We start from the raw sequence: 21,445 nt of genomic DNA, 5'->3' as shown, positions 1-21,445 counted from the left end.
CACGCCCTTTTTATTAATCTTCAAACATTTGCCCACTATTACCTGCTTCATTTCTACCTGGTAAAATAGCATTCAATAATACACCTGCGATTGCTGCAATTGCTAAGCCTGGAATTTCTACACCTTCTGCTAATTCGATTAAAGCCCCTCCTGCACCAATTACTAGGATGACAGAAGAAATGATAAGATTTCTTCTCACACCTAAATCTACATGGTTATCGATTAGCATTCTCATACCACTAGAGGCAATGACACCAAATAATAGGATTGAAACACCACCCATAACTGGTTCAGGGATCGACTCAATCAATACGGCAATCAAGTCAACAAATCCAAATAGAATGGCTAACAGTGCTGCTCCCCCAATGACAAACACACTGAAAACTCTTGTGATGGCAAGCACTCCGATATTCTCACCATAAGTAGTGTTTGGTGGTCCTCCTAAAAATGATGCGATCATGGTTGCAACACCATCACCTAACAATGATCGATTTAGGCCTGGCTGTTTGATAAAGTTCCTATTGGCAATCTTGGATAGGACCATTTGATCTCCTATATGCTCCGTGATGGTAACTAGAGCAACTGGTACCATAATGAACACAATTGATAAGCTAAGAACATCTAGTGGCTGGTAGTCAACAAATGGAATGATAAAGTCTGGAGTTACAAAGAGTGCGTCAAAGAATTCAGCAACTGATTGACTGGAGTTCAAATTATCCCAACTAGCAACCAATCCTGTGGTATTAACCACTCCGGTTACTAAAGCAGTCAGATAACCTCCAACAATTCCTAAGAGAATCGGGATCACATTCCAAAAACCTTTAAAAAACATCGTCGCTATGATCGTAATAAGTAAAGTGCTTATCGAAACCAGTACATAAGTACCGTTATAAACCCCTTCATCATACATCGCCATATCAATCGCAGTTGGTGCTAGGCCTAGACCTATAACCATAATAACTGGACCAACTACTACAGGAGGTAATAAACGTAACAACCAATTAACCCCACTTGCTTGAATCATAAGTGCAACTATCCCATAAACGATACCTGCTAAAAAGGCACCTACCATTGCTCCTGCTAACCCATCCGCAGCACTGGCCGCAACTATAGGCGTAATAAAAGCAAAACTTGATCCTAAATAAGCAGGAATTTTACCTCTCGTAATGATTAAATAGGCAAGTGTTCCTAAACCACTCGTTACTAAGGCTACATTAGGTGGCATATCGACAAGATAGGGCACTAAAATAGTAGCTCCAAACATAGCAAATAGATGCTGCAAACTTAATAAAAACCACTTGGTCCATTTCGGTACTTCATGAACGTCTAATACTTTTTCCTCATTACTCATCTGTCTCTCTCCCTTTTTAAATTCGTCTAGATATACAAAAAAAAGCCTCTTTACGAAAAAGTCGCAAAGAGGCATACGTACACACACTTCCCCAATTGGGTACGCAAAAAGCTTTTACGACCTTTTTAGCCTCTCTGGACTAACCTTTAAAGGTCCTTTATGTTATTAAATTGTTGATAATAATTATTCATAAATACTGACTTGATCGTTGCCATCAGTTTCTGATAATTGAACTTTAATCACTTCTTGTAATGATGTTGGTATATTTTTACCCACATAATCAGCTCTAATTGGTAATTCACGATGTCCACGGTCAATTAAAACAGCTAATTGAATTTGTTTAGGACGACCTAAGTCAATAATGGCATCTAAAGCGGCTCTAACTGTCCTACCAGTAAACAATACATCATCCACCAATATGACCGTTTTACCTGTAATATCTTCATCAATGGTTCGTTGATTAACCGTTGCTTCATCGTCCAAATCCTTATTAGATAAATCATCTCGGTATAAAGAGATATCCAGTTCACCTGTAGGGACGTTCACTTGCTCAATTTGACTTATCGATTCTTGCAGCCGTTTGGCTAAAGGGATTCCACGTGTCTTAATTCCGACAACAACTAAATCATCGGTCCCTTTATTTCGTTCAATAATCTCATGTGAAATCCGTTTAATCGCTCTAGATATTGCTGGTTGATCCAATATCTGTGTTTTTTCTTTCAATAAAATGCCCCCTTACATACAGCACGTGTACTTGAATTAGACCATTAAAAAACCCTCTTTTGTTAACCAAGGTAACAAAAGAGGGTATAAGTAGACACACTTATTCCTATAACGACATTTGTCACCTTGCTAGCCTCTCTGGACTATGTTAAAGGTTATAATGTAACTTTTATTCTTAATAACTTATTTTAAAGGAAACAATCGAAAAGTCAAGACATTCTTTTAATTTCTTCAATCGTATCCAAAAAGATTTGTGGTGGTTCTGCTGTCAATAACAGTTCTTCTTTAGTTATAGGGTGAGTAAACTCAAGACGTTTAGCATGGAGTGCCTGCCCCTCTACATCCAGCGTTTTCCTCGGTCCATATTTCGGATCGCCAACTAATGGATGTTTAATGTATTTAAAATGAACCCGGATTTGGTGAGTTCTACCTGTTTCTAATTCGCAAACGACATGGGTATAACGATCAAATTTTTCAAGTACCGTAAAATGTGTGACAGCTTCCTTACCACCGTCGACGATCGCCATCTTTTGTCGGTCATTTAAGTCTCTTCCAATCGGCGCATCAATGGTTCCATGTTCATGTGAAATAACCCCATGGATGAGCGCTTCATATTGCCGTTTTACTTTTTTATTCGCAAGCATTTCCGACAACTTCTCGTGAGCTTGATCATGCTTAGCTACAACTAACAGTCCACTCGTGTCCTTATCAATACGGTGCACGATACCAGGGCGATTTACTCCATTTATACCAGATAGATCATCACAGTGGTATAAAAGAGCATGAACTAATGTACCTGACTCATGACCGTGAGCGGGGTGAACCACCATCCCCTTAGGTTTATTAACGACCAATAAGTGCTCATCCTCATAACGAATATCAAGGGGGATATTTTCCGGTTCAATCTTCATCTCTTTGGGCTTTGGAATTTCCCACTTAACTTCATCATCTAGTTGGCACTTATAATTACTCTTGACAGGTTGATTGTTAACAGATACTAGTCCATCTTTGATCCAAGTTTGGACTTGACTTCTAGAGGCTTCTTCATTTAGTTCAGCTAGAACTCGGTCAATCCGCTTATTCGAATCAGCCTCATTAATTTTGTAAGTATATTTATTGGTCATTTTCACTCTTCCTTTTACTGTTCCACTCGTCATATAAAATTAATAAAATAACTATCGTAACACCCACAGTTAAGGCGATATCCGCCACATTAAAAATTGGGAAATTGTAATTAAAAATAATAAAGTCTAGAAAATCAACAACCTCTTGCATCATCATCCTATCAATAAAGTTCCCGATCGAGCCACCTAATATTAGAGCAAATCCAATATTCAATAAAGGATAGCCCTTTTTATATTGCTGCATAAAGTAAACGATCACACCTACAACAAAGGCAGTCACTAAATAAAAAAGCCACATCTGCCCTTGTAGCATACCCCATGCTGCTCCACTATTTCTGTGTGATGTTATATAAAAGAAGCCAGAAATAACTTCAATCGATTCGTGAATATTCATGGTACGAACAATGATCCATTTCGTTACCTGATCTAAACCAATGATAAATAAAGCCAATATGTAATATTTCACTTGACTACCTCCACATTCATTAACTACATTAAAATTTTACCATAACTTAGACGATTTAACGATAGCACAAAGTGATTGTTATTTGGGATACCTAGTGGATATAATGTTCATTAACTTTTGGTTACGTGGTGCTTTCCATTGACGTTTTGTGCTTCAAACGGTGGCGAAACGTCATCGAAAGAGCGTCTCGCTTACGTTTTGTGCTTCAAACGGTGGCGAAACGTCATCGAAAGAGCGTCTCGCTTACGTTTTGCACTTCACTCGAGGCCAAAACGGCATTGAGAGCATTTCTCCCGTACAGTTTAACCCACCAAATTGCTCATAACTTCATTGGGACAGGCACAAAACTAGTTAATGAACATCACCCATCAGTTCATCACATAACTAAGGCCCCACTCAGATGTGGAGCCTTTTAAATTATTATACTTTTTCTGCTACGACTGATGCACAACGACTACATAACTCAGGATGTTCTTCATTGGCGCCAATTGAATGAGATGATACCCAGCAGCGTTGACATTTCTCTCCATCATGCTTCTCAACCGCCACAGAAACGGTATCATATGCTTTAGCCGTTTCATAACTGGAGATCAACTCAACATCAGAAACGATTAAATATTGATGCAAGTTTTCTACAGACTCAAGAAGCTCCAACGTGTTCTCATCTTTAGGGACAATTGTCACTTTAGCTTCTAGTGATTTACCAATCACCTTATCATGACGTGCTTCTTCAAGTGCTTTTAATACATCTTCTCTAATTGTCATTAAACGTTGCCATTTCACTTTTGTTGTCTCTTCATTAGCAATCGTTCTTGCTTCAGGAAGATCAGTGAGTTGAACACTCTCTGCTTCAACACCAGGGATATATTTCCAAATTTCATCAGCTGTATGCGTTAAGATTGGAGAAAGCAGCTGTGTTAAGCTAACAACGATTTCATGATAAACTGTTTGAATACTACGACGACGCTTACTATCTGCTTCCTCAATATATAGAATATCTTTAGCAAAGTCTAAATAGAAGGCACTTAAATCGACGGTACAGAAGTTATTGATCGTATGATAAATAACGGAAAAATCATATTCATCGTAAGCTTTTCTAACCTTTGCAATCGTCTCTTGAAGACGGATAAGCATATAACGATCGACTTCTTCAAGATCCCCCTCAGCTAATGCATGTGTGTTGGGTTCAAAGTCGTGTAAGTTACCTAGAAGGAAACGCATTGTATTTCTGATCTTACGATAAACTTCTGATACCTGCTTTAAGATTTCATTTGAAACGCGCACATCTGCTGAATAATCAGTACTTGCGACCCATAGGCGTAAAATATCTGCACCTAATTGCTTCATGATTTTGCTTGGTACCATTACATTACCAAGTGACTTACTCATCTTACGACCTTCACCATCTAAAGTAAATCCATGACTTAAAATTCCTTTGTAAGGTGACTTACCTGTAATCGCAACAGATGTAGTCAATGACGAATTAAACCAACCACGATACTGATCCGATCCTTCTAAGTAAAGGTCAGCTGGGCGATCTAGATCCTCTCGCTCTACTAAAACACCTTGGTGAGTAGAACCCGAATCGAACCACACGTCCATGATATCCGTTTCTTTCGTAAATTGACCATTCGGACTTCCCGGGTGTGTAAATCCTTCTGGTAATAATTCATTAGCCTCTCGTTCAAACCAAATGTTAGAACCGTGCTCACGAAATAGATTGGATACATGTTCAATCGTCTCATCCGTAATGATCTCTTCGCCATTCTCTGCGTAAAATACAGGAATAGGAACACCCCATACTCTCTGACGAGAAATACACCAATCTTCACGGTCACGCACCATGTTATGCATCCGAGTTTCACCCCAATCAGGGTGCCAATCTACTTCCTTAATCGCTTTTAGTAAATCATCACGAAAGTCTTTAACTGAAGCAAACCACTGAGATGTTGCACGGAAAATCGTTGGTTTCTTAGTTCGCCAATCATGTGGGTATGAGTGAGTCATAAATTCAAGCTTTAATAAAGCCCCTACCTCTTCTAACTTTTCGGTAATATTTTTGTTAGCTTTATCATAAAACATTCCTTCAAAGCCTGGAGCTTCTTCAGTAAAGACTCCCTTACCATCTACCGGACATAAAACATCTAGTCCGTACTGTTCACCGACCCAAAAGTCATCTTCACCATGACCCGGCGCTGTATGAACACATCCAGTACCTGATTCAGTCGTCACATGATCTCCTAAAATAATTAAAGACTCACGGTCATAAAATGGGTGCTTAGATACAACATATTCTAGATCTTGACCTTTAAATGTTTTAACAACTGTTGGGCTTTCCCATTCTAATTTTTCTGCGACTTCATCTAGTAGATCATGGGCAATAATATACTTGTGACCATTAGCTTCTACTGATACATACTCTAACTCAGGATGTAGCGCTATAGCTAAATTAGCAGGGATGGTCCATGGTGTTGTCGTCCAAATAATGAATTTCTCATCACCATCTAAAACATCTTTACCATCTGTTACATCAAATGAAACATAGATAGATGGTGAGCGTTTATCTTGATATTCAATTTCTGCTTCGGCTAAAGCTGATTCTGATGAAGGGGACCAATAAACGGGCTTTTTACCCTTGTAGATAAAACCTCTTTTAGCCATATCACCGAACACTTTAATTTGTTGAGCCTCAAAAGCAGGATCTAAAGTAATGTATGGATTATCCCAATCTCCACGCACACCTAACTGCTTAAATTGAACACGCTGATTATCGATCTGCTGGAGTGCATATTCCTTACACATTTCTCTAAATTCAGCAATAGATAATTCTTTACGGTTGATTTTCTTTTTCTTCGTTAAAGCAACTTCAATCGGCAAACCATGTGTATCCCATCCAGGAACATAAGGTGCATGATAGCCGGACATCGATTTATACCGAACAATAAAGTCCTTTAAAATCTTGTTAAGAGCATGCCCCATGTGTAAGTCACCATTAGCATATGGAGGGCCGTCATGTAAAATAAATAATGGGCGTCCTTCTGTACGTTCTTGTACTTTTTCATACAAACCATCTTCTTCCCATTGCTTTTGCATTTCGGGTTCACGGTTTGGTAAATTCCCACGCATGGGAAACTCGGTTTTTGGCATTAATAACGTTTCTTTATAACTCATGTAAATCCTCCTCAATCATTTAACGTCGAGCAAAAAGTCATATTTTAGATCTGTCACAATAAACTTTATAAAATTAAATAAAAAAGCTTGCTCATCCCTAACTGACTTAGGGACGAGCAAGCTCGCGGTACCACCCTGATTGAATAAAGAATGACTCTTTATCCCACTCAAACATTCGTAACGTGAATGAACGTCCTTTTTTACTCAGTTTTCAAAAAGGAAGCTCCAGGATGATCTTCCTTGAAGGTCTGTTACTAGGCTCGCACCAACCCTAGCTCGCTTAAACAGAATCTCTTCAAGTACTGTTCCCTTCTAAGCTTTATATGACAGATTCATTTGTTTATATACATTCTTATGATATGAAATTATAGGTAAAAATAATAGCTAAGTCAAGCACAAACTCTTCATGATTACCAAATTATATTAATCTAAAGAAAATGTGTGACACTTATTCAGAATAAGCCCTTTCAGCTGAAGAATCTAATTGCCCATCATGAGAAGTTTCAGTATCAATCTCAAACAAATCTTCCCAATCCTCATTTTCAATGATATCTAGTTGAGCCTCAACTAACATTTTCAAACGCGTTCTAAATACTTTAGCCTGCTTCTTTAATTCCTCAATTTCCATTGAAACTTGGCGTGATTTGGCCAATGCATCATTAACGATTCGGTCAGCATTCTTCTCCGCTTCTTTTATAATTAATTTTGCTTCTTTATTCGCATTATTTTTCACTTCATCTGCCGTCTCTTGAGCAACAAGAATAGAACGGTTTAACGTTTCTTCGATATTACTAAAGTGCCCTAGTTTCTCTTGAGATTCATTGACCTTCTCTTCTAGTGCTTTCTTTTCACGGATTACTTTCTCAAAATCTTTAATTACTTGATCTAGAAATTCGTTAACCTCATCTTCATCATAGCCTCTAAACCCTCTAGTAAATTCTTTATTATGAATGTCTAATGGCGTTAAACCCATAACATGACCTCCTTTAATTCTCTTACGCTTGTCCTTATGTATCCATATTCGACACAATATACAAGATTCCTTCTAAAGTTGATAATTATTTTAGCTTAGCAGTTTTAATTCGAAGTTTATTCTTCCGAGTCTCTCCTAAAATACTGACCACCTTACTCCTTCCAAACGATTTAACAGATAGAAGGTCGCCTGGCTGCAGTTGGAATGCCGGTTGGTCAACCACTCGATAATTAACTTTAACTGCTTCTTTCTCAATTAAATCTTGAGCTTTTTGACGTGATAACTGGTAAATCTCTTTTAAAATGGCATCTAATCTAATGGAAGAGACCGTTCCTTCTTTCTCCTGCCAACTATGTTGAGGTTCAATCACGTCTTGTTCACTTACTTCAGACAGTTTGATTGATGTGTTTTTTATTTTGGTCAAATTCATCTTTAAATAAAAGGCCATGTCCCGATCACATATAATTTGAAAAGTACCATCTTCAACTAATAAATCTCCAATTTTTTTACGTTGAATACCTAAAGACATTAAAGTTCCTAACAGGTCTCTATGCGATAATGAGACGAATTTGGTAGGATAGTTGCCTTGCAGTATACTCAGTGTAAAATCACTGTTTTCAATGGTTTCATAAAATGGAGCTAATACGGCTCTTTTGCGTTCTGATTGGTGATATCCACCATAAAAGTCAAGATTGATTTGCTCATTTTGTCCAACCACAGAACTAAAAATCAATTGCTCTCTAGGATCGAGAAAATCTGTGACAACCGTTCGATATTGTCTATCAGCTTGTTCTAACCAGTCCGTCACTTGATCAATAAATGGTTGTTCTTCTGGACGAAAATGTTGATAGATATCCATCTCATTCCTCTTTCTACCTTATTGGGTCTTACTTTACATCAGCATACCTTGTAATACCATTAAACCTGATGTTGCTAAGTGTAAAGTAATAATCGCAACAATTGGTGAAATATCAATCATGCCTAATGGTGGTATGATTTTTCTAAATGGCTCTAGATACGGCTCACAAGCTTTAGCTAAAAACTGACCGAATTGTGAATCGCGTGCCCCAGGAAACCATGACATTAAAATATAGCCAATTAACATAAATGAATATAAGTTAATCGCCAAGTATAGCAAACTAAATAACTGGCCCATTTATAAACTCCTTTCTTCCGACTGTTTAGTCAAATCGGTTCTCATTCATGATTTCAGAAATACTACCTGATATATCAACATGTTCAGGCGTACATAAAAACGTCTGCTGACCTAATTTTTGAATGTTACCGCTTAAAGCATAGACAGTACCACTCAAAAAGTCAACAACTCTTACACTAGTTTGATGATCTAATCGTTGTAAGTTAACAACTACTGACTTTTTCCTTTTAATGTGATCCGCAATTTCTTGAGATTCATCAAAGTCAGATGGTTCACACAACACCATTTTAGTATCATTTTGGATCGTTTTTAAGCTAACAACATTATCTTTTTCTTTAGAAGCTATCGGACTTTCCACTTCTTTTCTAGCTTCATGTGTCTCATCGTAAGAAGCTTGCTCATCTAATTCAAAAAATGCTTTAAACTTTTCTTTGAAACTCATGAGAATCCTCTCCTATTTTACTTCATTTCCAACTAAACTTGAACCGATACGTATATGTGTTGCACCTTCTTCAATAGCAATGGGATAGTCATTACTCATCCCCATCGATAAATGATCGCACGGAGCATGCGAAAAGTTATGACTTTGAACCTCTTGTTGCAACCGGCGAAGCTTTTGAAAACATAAACGAATCGCTTTTTCATCGTCCGTATATGGAGCCATGGTCATTAAACCATGAACTCGAACGTTAGGATAATTAGCTAAAAGCTTCACAAATGATGTAACCTCTTCTGGAGCAAGCCCATGTTTTGATTCCTCACCACTGGTATTCACCTGAACGAAACAATCAACAGGCTTCTTCGCTCGTTTATTAATCTCTTTAGCTAAAGATTTCCGGTCCATAGAATGAATAGCATCGACATAATCAATTAAGTCTTTAACTTTTCTGGATTGAAGAGTTCCAATAAAATGCCAATTAGGTTGGTCACCAATGGCTTCGTATTTTTCTAAGAAACCTTCTAAACGGTTCTCACCTATATGGCTCACACCCGAAGCAAGCGCTTCTTTGGCACGATCTATGGAGACATATTTAGTAACTGCTATAACTTTGATCTCACTTGGGTCTCGTCCAACCTTCTGACAAGCTGCTTCAATTTCTGCTTTTATGGATTCGTAATTATCTTTTACAGACATGTATAACACCCTTGTATATTGTTTATTTCAATGAAATAAAAGCCATCATTCGACCGGTAAGGCCATGGTCACGCCTAAATGAATAAAATAACTCTTGATCACGATAAGTACAATACTGACTAATTGAAACATGTTCCTTTAAAATCCCAGCTTCTTGTAAATAGATGAAATTTAACTCCTTAAGGTCTAATAAATAACGATTCTCGTTCTGACTAGGTGTTAGTATAGACGTGTGATATTCTTGTGGAATTTGATTGATAACATGATCATCCACTTCATAATACGGTTGAGAAATGCAAGGTCCTATTGCTACTTGGATTTGACTAGAATCCACACCTTGTTTCACTAGCTCATTAACCATCTCACGTCCAATACCACTAACAGTCCCTCTCCACCCCGCATGAGCTAAACCTATCCATTTCTGCTTAGGAGCTATAAAATAAAGTGGCACACAATCAGCATAGTAAGTTACAAGTAAATGCTCGGGGTGATTCGTAATCATCCCATCAGCATCTTCACTTGGATTTTCGTGAAAGAATTGATGTTTAGAGGTTTCTTCTTTAGCTAAATTTAGAACTCTTGTACTGTGAACTTGGTTTAAACACTTCCACTGATCTAATGGTTTTTTTAAGTGACTGGCTATGTACTGACGGTTTTGTAAGACGTCTTGCTTATTGTCATCGACATGGATTCCAACATTCAATGTATTGTAAGGTGGTTTACTAACACCAGCTTTTCTAGTTGAAAACCCTGCCATAACGTCATACTTTTCCCACTCATTTATCTGTAAGTACGTCTCATGTTGTTCTTGAAACAATTCACTCATCTTCTTCCAGCCCCTTTTAATTCATATTCTATCATATCTTTTATGAATTTTCTTATGACGATTGGACGATTATGTCGATTGTTTAATCATCCTAACTAAAATGACGTCAGTTCCAATTTTTTCAATTTGGGACCAAGAAATCGCTACTTCCTCCTGTTGGCCAAATACACCAAACCATTTACCACGAACGGTAACGATTAAATATAAAATAACCCCAACAGTCACATCTAACTCTAAGTCACTAATAAACCCGATTTTTTCACCATTTTCAATTTCAATAATATCCTTCGTTTGTAATTCTGACAATAGCATTTTAACATTCCTCCCCATTACCCTATTTATATGATTTTGACCAAAAGAAAAAAACCTCCAACATAGGAGGTTTTCTAACGTTTGATGATTACGAGTCTAAAACACTTTTATTCATTTCTTTAATAGCTGATTTTTCTAAGCGAGATACTTGTGCTTGGGATATACCGATCTCATCGGCAACTTCCATTTGTGTCTTTCCTTCAAAAAATCGTTGATTAATAATCAATTTCTCTCGTTCATTTAACTTCTTAATGCCTTCTCGAATGGCTAATTCATTAATCCAGGAGGAGTCCTTTTGTTTGTCATCCTTTAGTTGGTCCATGACAAAGATCGGATCACTTCCGTCATTATAAATAGGCTCAAATAATGACACGGGGTCCTGAATGGCATCAAGTGCAAAGATTATATCTTCATGAGGGATGTCCATTTCTTTGGCAATCTCTTGTGTCGTCGGTTCCGTTGACCGTTTACTCATTAATTGTTCCCTAACCTGTAATGCTTTATAGGCAATATCTCTTAACGACCTTGAAACTCGAATTGGATTGTTATCACGTAAGTATCTGCGAATTTCACCGATAATCATCGGTACAGCATATGTTGAGAATTTAACATTTTGACTTAAATCAAAATTATCAATGGACTTCATTAATCCAATACAACCAACCTGAAAAAGATCATCAACATTTTCTCCTCTGTGATTAAATCGTTTAATCACACTTAATACTAATCTTAAATTACCATTCACTAGCTCCTCTCTTGCTGATTCGTCACCAGCTTGTACCCTTTTAAATAAAAAACGCATTTCATCATTCTTTAAAACAGGTAACTTTGACGTATCTACACCGCATATTTCTACTTTATTTCTCGTCATGTTAGCCCCTCCCATTTGGAGATGATGTCAGTCTCATTTTCTCCATAATGGGAGTTTTTATTCGGTTATATTCGTTAAACAAGTCGGAAGAACTAGTGTCTAATGGTTGTAAAAAAGTTGAGATTTCAAGTGTCCCATGGGGTTAGACCATTTTATTAAACTCTCTTTTTAATCTTCTTATAATTTTTTTCTCTAACCTTGATATATATGATTGTGATATTCCTAGTTGGTCAGCCACATCTTTTTGTGTTTGTTCTTTATATCCACTCAGTCCAAAACGCATCTCCATAATTTGTTTTTCTCGTCCATTTAATGTTGATAATGCCGATATTAATAAAGTCTTGTCAACAGAGGTTTCTAAATCCTTTGTAATCAGATCCTCTTCTGTCCCTAACACATCTGATAATAATAACTCATTACCATCCCAATCAACATTTAACGGTTCATCAAATGAGACTTCCGTTTTACGTTTATTGTTCCTTCTTAAGTACATGAGTATTTCGTTTTCAATACAACGAGAAGCATAAGTGGCAAGTTTAATCTTCTTCTCAGGATTAAACGTGTTGACAGCTTTAATAAGCCCAATAGAACCAATACTGATCAAATCCTCTATATGAATTCCAGTGTTTTCAAATTTTTTAGCAATATATACAACTAACCTTAAGTTATGTTCAATTAGCATCGATTTAGCGGATTGATCACCCTCCATCATCCTCTCGAGTACATTTCTTTCTTCATCTTTTGACAAAGGAGGTGGTAATGCTTCACTTCCACCGATGTAATAAATTTCGCCACGTTTCAATTTTAGTTTGACTAGTAATTTAATATAAAATCGTTGAAAAATCATCCATAAACGACGCATTATGATACCCCCTTTACTTCTTTTACGCGCATTCTTTTTGACTGCAATAGTAACGGGTTTAACAAACATTGATACTCCATTTGCTTAGAAAATTCACCAAAATGTACACCAACATAGACCTTTTTGGTTGTAAGTAACTGGTTGTCTTGCATAACCGTGACTTGATCAGCCAAAAAAACTGGTAGCATTCCTTGTTGCCCTCCTGCTTTTTGATATGGTATGAACTGTATGAGACCATCTTGCTCTTCTTCTAGGACATTTAGATTATTTTTCAATCTCATTAATAAGTCATCGTCAAGCCAATTCCTAGCTGTCTTTTCATTAACTAAAATAACTGGACGTTGTGTAAGTGGGTGAGTTAATTGGTTACCAGTATCCAAAAAGCCCAATACCTTAACGTTTGTTTGACGATACTCAATCCAGGCATCATATTGTTTTTGAAATTTAAATTGAAACATCGTTAATTGTTGTAGTTGATCCTTTGTGAAATACAAAGCTACTGGAAATAACGTCAGTACCACCACCCAACTAACAAGATCACCGAAGCTAGTCTGATTGATTAAAACCATGTCCGAATTCGTAGTTAAGAAAAAGTGAATTCCAAATACAGCACCACCTATAGCAAAGTTAATAAAATAAAAACTGACAAATCGAATCAAAAATATCCGCCATTTAGTGTAAGAAAAGCCAATCATAATAATAATAATAGAATATATAAGCTTGAAGATCGGTGAATGAACACCCTCCCAGCTAACCAAAAACGATAGCGGAATAATTAATGATGCAAATAACCCTGCTAAGAAAATGCGAGTATGTGAAAACGGATACCTCGAAACCCAAGCGACTAATAGTAAAATCATCCAATCAAATAAAAAATTTAGTAACCAAATTAGATCGATATATAATTGCACTACCCACATCCCTTTTAAGTTGCTTACAAGAAGTATAAAAAAAGAAGCCTAAAAAACATGTCAGTTTCTAGGCTTCTAAGGTATCTATTTTTGGGATCTTTTGTCTGAAATAGACAAGACCCATTCACTACTTAATAGTGAACAGATCTTAGATTAATTTTATTTAATATTTAGGGTTGCTTTAATAATATGTAGTTGATGGATCTGTTAGGGTCATAGTGGGGCTAAATGACATTATAAGCAATCAAATGAATCAAAATGTCCGATAAAACCACTCTCATTAACGATAATCCATCTTAAATAACACATAACGTCATAGAGAACCGGCCTCATTGACGATAACTCACTTCGTAAAGTGCATAACGTCATAGAGAACCGGTTCCACTTAAAACTTAATCTATGAATTCTACCTAAATGCGTATTACTGATCGCGATTGCGATTACGTAAGAACGTTGGAATGTCTAACGTATCCTCTTCATATTTTGGTCGCTGTGTAGGGGTCTGTCTCCCTTGACTAGGTGACTGCCCTATTGGAGAAGTGGATTGTTGTTGTCGTGGTTGTGCCGGGTTTGGTTGTTTTTCACTCTCATCAAAACCAGTCGCAATAACGGTTACAACAATTTCATCTTTCAAATTCTCATTAATTACCGAACCAAAAATGACATTAACCTCTTGGTCTGCTGCAGACGTTACGATTTCTGCAGCCTCTTGTACTTCATATAAGCTTAAGTTCTGACCACCTGAAATATTCATTAACACACCATGAGCTCCATCAATTGATGTTTCTAATAAAGGTGATGAGATAGCTTTTTTAGCTGCTTCTGCTGCTCTGCTCTCCCCTGTTGCAACACCGATTCCCATTAATGCAGAACCTTTATCAGACATGATTGTTTTGACGTCTGCAAAGTCTACATTAATAAGTCCTGGCACCGCAATTAAATCAGAAATGCCTTGAACACCTTGTCTTAAGACATTATCAGCTTCACGGAAAGCTTCTAGCATTGGCGTATTTTTATCTACTAGTTCTAATAGACGATCGTTTGGAATAACAATTAGTGTATCAACATTTTCTTTTAAGGAGTCAACTCCAGTGCTAGCATGAGTTGATCGTTTACGACCTTCAAATAAGAATGGACGAGTGACTACTCCAACAGTTAATGCACCAAGCTCTTTAGCAGTTTGAGCAATAACAGGTGCTGCACCCGTACCTGTTCCACCACCCATTCCAGCAGTAACAAATACCATGTCGGCACCATGAAGTGCTTCTTCAATCACTTCTTTACTTTCCTCAGCAGCTTTTTTACCGACTTCGGGATTAGCACCTGCACCTAATCCACGAGTAAGCTTTTCACCGATTTGTAATTTGGTATCTGCTTTGGAAAGATTCAATGCTTGTGCGTCTGTATTAACCGCAATAAACTCGACACCTTGAACTCCATGTTCAATCATACGATTGACAGCGTTGGAGCCACCGCCACCAACACCGATTACTTTTATTGTTGCTAATTGATCCATATTTGCTTCAAAATCTAACATGTCTCGTTCCTCCTACTTGTTCATTATTCCTTTTACATTACCTTTGAAGGAAACGTGCGAATTAATCAAAGAAATAGTTTTGAATTTTTTTCATGAAACCTTCTTTATCTTTTGCTTGATTGGCTTGCTTACGTTGAGCTTTAATAGATTCTTTTGGTTTTGGTTCAGACTTTGCTTGGTGGCTTTCAATTCCAACAGCATAGGCTTTGCCTTGTATTTTCGCATTTCTATAGGCGAATTGCAAGGTACCTAAACCGACTGTGTAATAAGGTTCACGTACACCGATATGCGTAGGAATAGATAACCGCACATTTGCTTGAAATACATCACGAGCGAGATCTAACGTACCTGGAATTCTCATTAAACCACCCGTTAACACATAGCCACCTGGTAGCTGTGGGTATCCCATCCGTCTAAACTCTTGCAAAATAAAGTGAAAGATTTCATCAAGACGTGCTTCAATGATTTCTGCAATTTGTACTTGGTTAAATGTTTGTTTTTCATCACTACCAATTGTTGTCACAGTGAAGCTATTGTCTTCTAAAGCAGAATTCAAGTAGGCATGTCCATACTCTAGTTTGATGTTCTCTGCTTCCTCGGTAGTTGTTTTTAAACCGATTGAAAGGTCCTTGGTTATATTATCTCCACCAAGCGGAATAACAGATGTGTTCACTAAATTACCTTCTATAAATACAGACACCGTTGTACTTCCTGCACCTATATTAATTAAACCTACACCTAGACTTTTCTCATCTTGGGATAAGGCAACTTCACCAGCTGCTAATGGTTGTAAGCAAATATCCTGAACATCAAGTCCAGCTCTTTCTACACATTTTAAGATGTTATGTAAATTGGTTTTCCCACAAGTAATAAGGGTTCCTTGCATCTCCAAGCGAACACCAATCATTCCACGTGGGTCGGTAATTTCATCTTGACCATCAACAATAAATTGTTGTGGAATGACATCGACAATCTCCCTTTCAGGAGGGATTTGCATAACTTGTGATGCTTCAATGACCCTTGTCACATCTTCATCATCAATTTCTCGTGTCTCACTTGAAACCGCGACAACTCCGTGACAGTTTTGTAATTGTATATGATCACCATTGACGGTGACAATCACCCGTTTAATGGACATATCGACCATTCTTTCTGCTTGGTCAACTGCATTTTGAATGGCATGTACAGTTTGGTCAATATCGACAATGGCACCTTTTTTCATTCCGACTGACTCAGCCGTGCCAACGCCGATTACATTTATGGTTTCATTCGAAACTTCTCCTACGATTACTTTTACTTTTGATGTACCAATATCTAAACTAACTAGTACTTCACTTCGGTTCATGTTTGCACCTCCGGTAAGGCCTGTGTTCACTTTAACGTTGATTAGGACATTTATTAGTTTCTTATTAACATACTTCCATTTTAATTACTATAATACCTTCTTTTCTTACATTTTTCTTCACTTTTCTACAAGAATTCCTTAAAAAGATTCCTCTAATGGAATCTCATCAATTTCTAGTTCCATGTCTTGGTCCTCAAATGGGACAAAATAAGCACCGACATCAATGTGGAGAACGCCTTCAAGATCATCATTGATTTGTGCAGAAATAGAAGGATAAACTTCCATTTTAGAGGCAAAATTGGAAATGACCCCGACCACCTCTTGTCCGTCAACCGTATAAAATCTTATTCGGTCTCGGTTAACTTCATCAGGATCCCAGTAAATCTCAGAAATCAATAGACTGATAGAATCTGGTAATGAAGCTAATTGTTCGGATATTTCACTTAAATAATTCGAATCTTCAAACCCGTGTAGAAGTGGTGCATCACTTCGTGGCTTGTCTAACTTCACCTCTGATAAGAGTTCACCATTTTGAAGAATTGGATAATAACTCTCTCCATCCTTTTGATAAGCAACCCTTTTATATTCTTGAACACTGATTACAAATGAATTATACCAACTTCTTTCGACTTCAGCTTGTTCAATTTCTGGATGCTCCTGAATATTTAGAGCTATTTCGTCTGTATTTTGCTTCCAATATGATTCATCCCAATCAATACCTGCTAAGTCAGTAATCTGTTCGACTGATACAACACCATTGTTTTCAACTTCAACAGATTTAACATGACTTAATGGTGATTGCATATAAACAATGACAAGAACGAGTAGTAATATAACCGATAAATATAAAATAAATCTCCTATTAGCTTTTCGTTTTCTAGCCTGTTTAAGTTGTGGTATACGATCTTCAATAGAAACAATCTTTTTTTCAGCCATTAGAAAAGCTTCTCCTTATTATCATACATTAATCCATCATTACACAGGGTCTATTATTGGAACTATTGAATTACTATATAAGTATTATTTTTATATTATATCATAGATTAGCCTTGATAGAATAAGGTCTTTTGTTCTAAATTATACATTTTATAATTCGATAACAACTTTTAACTTCCCTGCTATATTCACAAATAAATTTTATATGCAATGATAAAGAAGCTTTTCATATGGTGTACTTTATGTTATTTTCGCATATCGACTAATATTTAACAATATGCCAAGCGATAAAAGTGTGATGGTTAAAGATGAGCCCCCATAGCTTAACAGTGGTAAGGTAATTCCTGTTACCGGAATGAGACCAATCACAACACTAATATTAATCATGACCTGAATAGTAATCATAGCGGTGATTCCAAATGCTAATAAAGAGGCCGACAACTCTTGGGTGTTCAAGGCGACTAATACACCCCTCCATATAACAATTAGAAAGAGTCCTAACACAAATGTTCCACCAATTAATCCAAGTTCTTCAGCAATCACGGCAAATATGAAATCTGTTTGTGGTTCTGGTAAATAGAAGTACTTTTGCATACTATTGCCAAAACCTAGACCCATCAATCCACCTGGGCCAACTGCATATAGTGACTGAATAATTTGGAATCCATCACCTAAAGGGTCTTCCCAAGGATTTAAAAAAGCTTTAATCCTATTGATTCGGTATGGAGCTGAAATAATTAAGCCGATAAAAGCAATCACACCAATAGAAGCTAAAGCAGCGAAGTGGCTAACTCGAGCACCAGCAATAAATAGCATAAGCATCCCTGTTGCTACATAAACTACACCTGTTCCTAAATCTGGCTGAAGCATAATCAGGCCAAACGGAATAACTAGTAATAGTAGAATGGGAAGGAAGCCTTTTGTAAAGTGCTGAATCTCTCGCTGTAATTTAGGAAGAATGGCAGCGAACAACATAATCATACCAATTTTCATAAATTCACTTGGCTGGATACTAAATGCTCCAACACCGATCCAACTTTGTGCTCCACCACGAACCATGCCAATACCCGGAATTAAGACCACAATTAATAAAATAAAACAGATTACATAAATCGAAACAGAGTAATTTAACCATTGATAGTAAGGAATCTTTAAGGTGAGATAAATTCCAATAATACCCAAAAAGGCAAACAATGCTTGTCTTTTTAAATAGAAGGTAGAATCATCGAATTTGTAATCTGACCACACAGAAGAAGAACTGTACACCATTACTAAGCCTATTAGTAGTAACATCGCAATCGCTGTTAAAAGTACATAATCGACTGATTGTTTTTTCTCCAAAAAAAACACCCCTAACTCCTCCAAGAAGTTGGGGCTGTGTCGTACAAGCCCCTATTACAGCTTATGCACGACATCGATAAACATGTCACCTCGAGTTTCAAATGAAGAGAACTGATCCCAGCTGGCGCATGCGGGTGACAATAACACAATGTCCCCTGGATCACTTTGTTGGTAGGCCACATTAACAGCCTGTTCTAGACTCTCAACAATGGTAATTGCATCATAATCATACTTTGATGCAGCATTTTTAATTTTGGTAGCAGATTCACCATACGCCACACAATGCTTAACATTTTCAAATTGATGGATAAGCTCATCAAATCCATTTCCACGATCTAATCCACCAGCAATCAAAACGATTGATTGATCAAAAGCTTGAATGGCTTTAGTTGTTGCTAGAATATTCGTCGCTTTAGAGTCATTGTAAAAAAGGCGTCCTTCCTTTTTACTCACAAACTGTAACCTATGTTTGACACCAGAAAAAGTCTTTAGCACTTTAAGGATAACCTGGTCAGTTACACCTAACTGTCTTGCTACAGCAATACTAGCTAAGACATTTTCCAAATTATGTTTACCAGGTAGAGCAATATCCTTCCGAACAACTAATCGATGACCGTTAACATAAATCGAACCATCTACAAATGAAATTCCGTTATCCAATAGTTGTTTCATTGAAAACGGTACCCGTTTAACAAGCGAATCCTTTTGGAGATGGTTAATCGACGGGTCATCATCATTCACAACCAACACATCACCTTTTGTTTGGTTTTTCGTAATATTCCACTTAGATTCAACATAATCTTGTCTTGTTTCATGATAATCTAAATGAGCCTCTGTTAAATTTAGCAAGACCGCAATATCCGGTTTTAGATGTTTAGTCGCTTTTAATTGGAATGATGACAGTTCCATAACAACGGGCTGTCCACTCTTTTGGTTACGTACAACTTCTGAGGCAACCTTACCAATATTTCCAGCTATCAATGGTTCTTTATTACCTTCTTTTAGTATTTCATAAATTAAAGTCGTCGTTGTTGTTTTTCCGTTAGTACCAGTAATAGCCACTAAAGGACCATCAATAAGTTGGTAAGCAAGTTCAACTTCTGTTACAACAGGAATTCCCTTAAACTCTGCTTGCTCAACAATATGATGACTATGGGGAATTCCAGGGTTTTTCACAACTAAGTCGACACCGTCCAAAACTGAAATTGGATGGCCTCCAGTGACCACTTCAACTCCTAAGCGTTGAAATTGTTCAGCTATCGGGTTGTCTTCTAAAGGAGTCTGGTCATTAATTAAAAAAGTAACTCCACTATCATAAAGTAGCTGTGCTGCTGCTTTCCCACTCTTAGCCAATCCTAAAACTAATACTCGTTTATAAGGAAAGTTCTGTAATGTTTTCACTAGATCCACACCTCAATATAAATCCCAAATGCTGCACAAATCATCCCAACTAGCCAAAATGTTACAACGACACGCCATTCAGACCAGCCAGCTAATTCATAGTGGTGATGTAAAGGACTCATTTTGAAGACTCGTTTTCCTGTCGTTTTAAATGAAATCACTTGAATAATAACTGATAACGTTTCAAGCACGAAAACTCCACCGATAATAATTAATAACAATTCTAGCTTCATTAGAATAGCAATAATCGCTAATGAGGCTCCGATTGCTAATGATCCTGTATCTCCCATAAATACCTTGGCTGGATGACTATTAAATACTAAAAAACCTAGTAAAGCGCCGACCACAGCAAACATGAAGATAATTAGATCCGATGGCATTTGGTAATACCAGCCAATAATTGCGAAAGCTGCAAACGCAACGGATGCAGTTCCTGCAACAAGACCATCTAAACCATCTGTTAAATTAACAGCATTTGAAGATCCTACTAACATAAGTAGAATAAAGATACTATAAAACCAACCAAGTTCAACTGACCATGATGTACCAGGAATGACTATGTCTGTCGCAAAACCATGGTTGTTTAAAATTAAATAAACAACGATCGCAATAAAGATTTGACATAACATCTTTTGTTTAGACGTTAAGCCCAAGTTACGTTTCTTAAGAATTTTGATAAGATCATCTAAAAACCCTATAAGTCCATAACCGATTAAAACAAATAATAAAATAAATGTTTCACTTGTAAAACTACTAAGGTCATCTCGTAGCACCATGATTAACGTCGTAGCAACGACTGAGAAAATAATCATGACACCGCCCATTGTTGGAGTGCCAGATTTTGTTTTATGAGATTCTGGACCATCCTCACGTATACTTTGCCCAAATTTAAGTCGCCTTAAAAACGGGATTAATAGTGGTGATAATAAAACGGTAATTAAAAAAGCAACAGCGATGGTTATAAGAATTAATAACTGTGACAAATTAGACTCTTCCTTTCTTCC

At 37.0% G+C, this 21,445-nt stretch carries 21 protein-coding genes and 1 other annotated feature; all 21 genes read right to left on the bottom strand.

Annotated elements, in window-relative coordinates; translation table 11 throughout:
• Window positions 1–13 precede the first annotated feature (13 nt).
• Window positions 14–1,351, bottom strand: a complete 1,338-nt coding sequence (locus HWQ49_RS01180; protein WP_188205744.1) for a uracil-xanthine permease family protein — start codon at window positions 1,349–1,351, stop codon at window positions 14–16.
• Window positions 1,352–1,534: 183 nt separating this feature from the next.
• A complete protein-coding gene (pyrR, locus tag HWQ49_RS01175) occupies window positions 1,535–2,074 on the bottom strand; it encodes a bifunctional pyr operon transcriptional regulator/uracil phosphoribosyltransferase PyrR (RefSeq protein ID WP_188205743.1) in 540 nt (179 codons plus the stop codon).
• Window positions 2,075–2,283: 209 nt separating this feature from the next.
• Window positions 2,284–3,198 carry an RluA family pseudouridine synthase gene (locus HWQ49_RS01170; RefSeq protein WP_188205742.1) on the bottom strand — a complete coding sequence of 305 codons (915 nt, stop codon included), beginning with the start codon at window positions 3,196–3,198 and terminating at the stop codon, window positions 2,284–2,286.
• On the bottom strand, window positions 3,188–3,664 hold the full coding sequence (gene lspA, locus HWQ49_RS01165) for a signal peptidase II (protein ID WP_188205741.1): 477 nt from the start codon (window positions 3,662–3,664) through the stop codon (window positions 3,188–3,190). The genes HWQ49_RS01170 and lspA overlap by 11 nt, the downstream gene beginning before the upstream one ends.
• Before the next feature lie 420 nt (window positions 3,665–4,084).
• Entirely contained in the window at window positions 4,085–6,835 is a 2,751-nt protein-coding gene (ileS, locus tag HWQ49_RS01160) for an isoleucine--tRNA ligase (protein ID WP_188205740.1), read from the bottom strand.
• Window positions 6,836–6,940: 105 nt separating this feature from the next.
• Window positions 6,941–7,159: a binding site (T-box leader), on the bottom strand.
• Window positions 7,160–7,283: 124 nt separating this feature from the next.
• Window positions 7,284–7,808, bottom strand: coding sequence for a DivIVA domain-containing protein (locus tag HWQ49_RS01155; RefSeq protein WP_188205739.1), 525 nt, complete (start codon window positions 7,806–7,808; stop codon window positions 7,284–7,286).
• Window positions 7,809–7,893: 85 nt separating this feature from the next.
• The gene (locus HWQ49_RS01150) at window positions 7,894–8,667 is read right to left on the bottom strand and encodes a YlmH family RNA-binding protein (RefSeq protein ID WP_188205738.1); all 774 of its coding nucleotides are present in this window, start codon (window positions 8,665–8,667) and stop codon (window positions 7,894–7,896) included.
• Between the two features lie 33 nt (window positions 8,668–8,700).
• The gene (locus tag HWQ49_RS01145; protein ID WP_188205737.1) at window positions 8,701–8,964 is read right to left on the bottom strand and encodes a YggT family protein; all 264 of its coding nucleotides are present in this window, start codon (window positions 8,962–8,964) and stop codon (window positions 8,701–8,703) included.
• Between the two features lie 25 nt (window positions 8,965–8,989).
• Window positions 8,990–9,406 (bottom strand): cell division protein SepF, encoded by a 417-nt coding sequence (locus tag HWQ49_RS01140; RefSeq protein ID WP_188205736.1) that lies wholly within the window; start codon window positions 9,404–9,406, stop codon window positions 8,990–8,992.
• Between the two features lie 12 nt (window positions 9,407–9,418).
• Entirely contained in the window at window positions 9,419–10,099 is a 681-nt protein-coding gene (locus HWQ49_RS01135; protein ID WP_188205735.1) for a YggS family pyridoxal phosphate-dependent enzyme, read from the bottom strand.
• Between the two features lie 22 nt (window positions 10,100–10,121).
• The gene (gene pgeF, locus HWQ49_RS01130) at window positions 10,122–10,925 is read right to left on the bottom strand and encodes a peptidoglycan editing factor PgeF (RefSeq protein ID WP_188205734.1); all 804 of its coding nucleotides are present in this window, start codon (window positions 10,923–10,925) and stop codon (window positions 10,122–10,124) included.
• Window positions 10,926–10,994: 69 nt separating this feature from the next.
• Window positions 10,995–11,237: a YlmC/YmxH family sporulation protein gene (locus tag HWQ49_RS01125; RefSeq protein ID WP_188205733.1), complete on the bottom strand. Its 243-nt coding sequence runs from the start codon at window positions 11,235–11,237 to the stop codon at window positions 10,995–10,997.
• Window positions 11,238–11,325: 88 nt separating this feature from the next.
• Window positions 11,326–12,108, bottom strand: coding sequence for an RNA polymerase sporulation sigma factor SigG (gene sigG, locus HWQ49_RS01120; protein WP_188205732.1), 783 nt, complete (start codon window positions 12,106–12,108; stop codon window positions 11,326–11,328).
• A gap of 142 nt (window positions 12,109–12,250) precedes the next feature.
• Window positions 12,251–12,970, bottom strand: coding sequence for an RNA polymerase sporulation sigma factor SigE (gene sigE, locus HWQ49_RS01115; protein WP_188205731.1), 720 nt, complete (start codon window positions 12,968–12,970; stop codon window positions 12,251–12,253).
• Complete coding sequence (spoIIGA, locus tag HWQ49_RS01110) at window positions 12,970–13,881, bottom strand: sigma-E processing peptidase SpoIIGA (RefSeq protein ID WP_188205730.1); 912 nt, start codon at window positions 13,879–13,881, stop codon at window positions 12,970–12,972. The genes sigE and spoIIGA overlap by 1 nt, the downstream gene beginning before the upstream one ends.
• Before the next feature lie 421 nt (window positions 13,882–14,302).
• Window positions 14,303–15,418: a cell division protein FtsZ gene (ftsZ, locus tag HWQ49_RS01105; protein WP_188205729.1), complete on the bottom strand. Its 1,116-nt coding sequence runs from the start codon at window positions 15,416–15,418 to the stop codon at window positions 14,303–14,305.
• Between the two features lie 61 nt (window positions 15,419–15,479).
• Window positions 15,480–16,763, bottom strand: coding sequence for a cell division protein FtsA (gene ftsA / locus HWQ49_RS01100; protein WP_188205728.1), 1,284 nt, complete (start codon window positions 16,761–16,763; stop codon window positions 15,480–15,482).
• Between the two features lie 138 nt (window positions 16,764–16,901).
• On the bottom strand, window positions 16,902–17,699 hold the full coding sequence (locus HWQ49_RS01095; RefSeq protein ID WP_188205727.1) for a cell division protein FtsQ/DivIB: 798 nt from the start codon (window positions 17,697–17,699) through the stop codon (window positions 16,902–16,904).
• Between the two features lie 240 nt (window positions 17,700–17,939).
• Window positions 17,940–19,040: a stage V sporulation protein E gene (gene spoVE, locus HWQ49_RS01090; RefSeq protein WP_188205726.1), complete on the bottom strand. Its 1,101-nt coding sequence runs from the start codon at window positions 19,038–19,040 to the stop codon at window positions 17,940–17,942.
• Window positions 19,041–19,094: 54 nt separating this feature from the next.
• On the bottom strand, window positions 19,095–20,441 hold the full coding sequence (gene murD, locus HWQ49_RS01085) for a UDP-N-acetylmuramoyl-L-alanine--D-glutamate ligase (protein ID WP_188205725.1): 1,347 nt from the start codon (window positions 20,439–20,441) through the stop codon (window positions 19,095–19,097).
• Entirely contained in the window at window positions 20,441–21,424 is a 984-nt protein-coding gene (gene mraY, locus HWQ49_RS01080; RefSeq protein ID WP_188205724.1) for a phospho-N-acetylmuramoyl-pentapeptide-transferase, read from the bottom strand. Before mraY ends, murD begins: the two co-directional genes overlap by 1 nt.
• Between the last annotated feature and the right edge of the window lie 21 nt (window positions 21,425–21,445).

The sequence above is a fragment of the Alkalibacillus aidingensis genome (assembly GCF_014595945.1).
Taxonomy (GTDB): domain Bacteria; phylum Bacillota; class Bacilli; order Bacillales; family Alkalibacillaceae; genus Alkalibacillus; species Alkalibacillus aidingensis.
The sequence above is the reverse complement of the archived record's forward strand: the minus strand, read 5'-3'. Positions and strand labels throughout refer to the sequence as shown.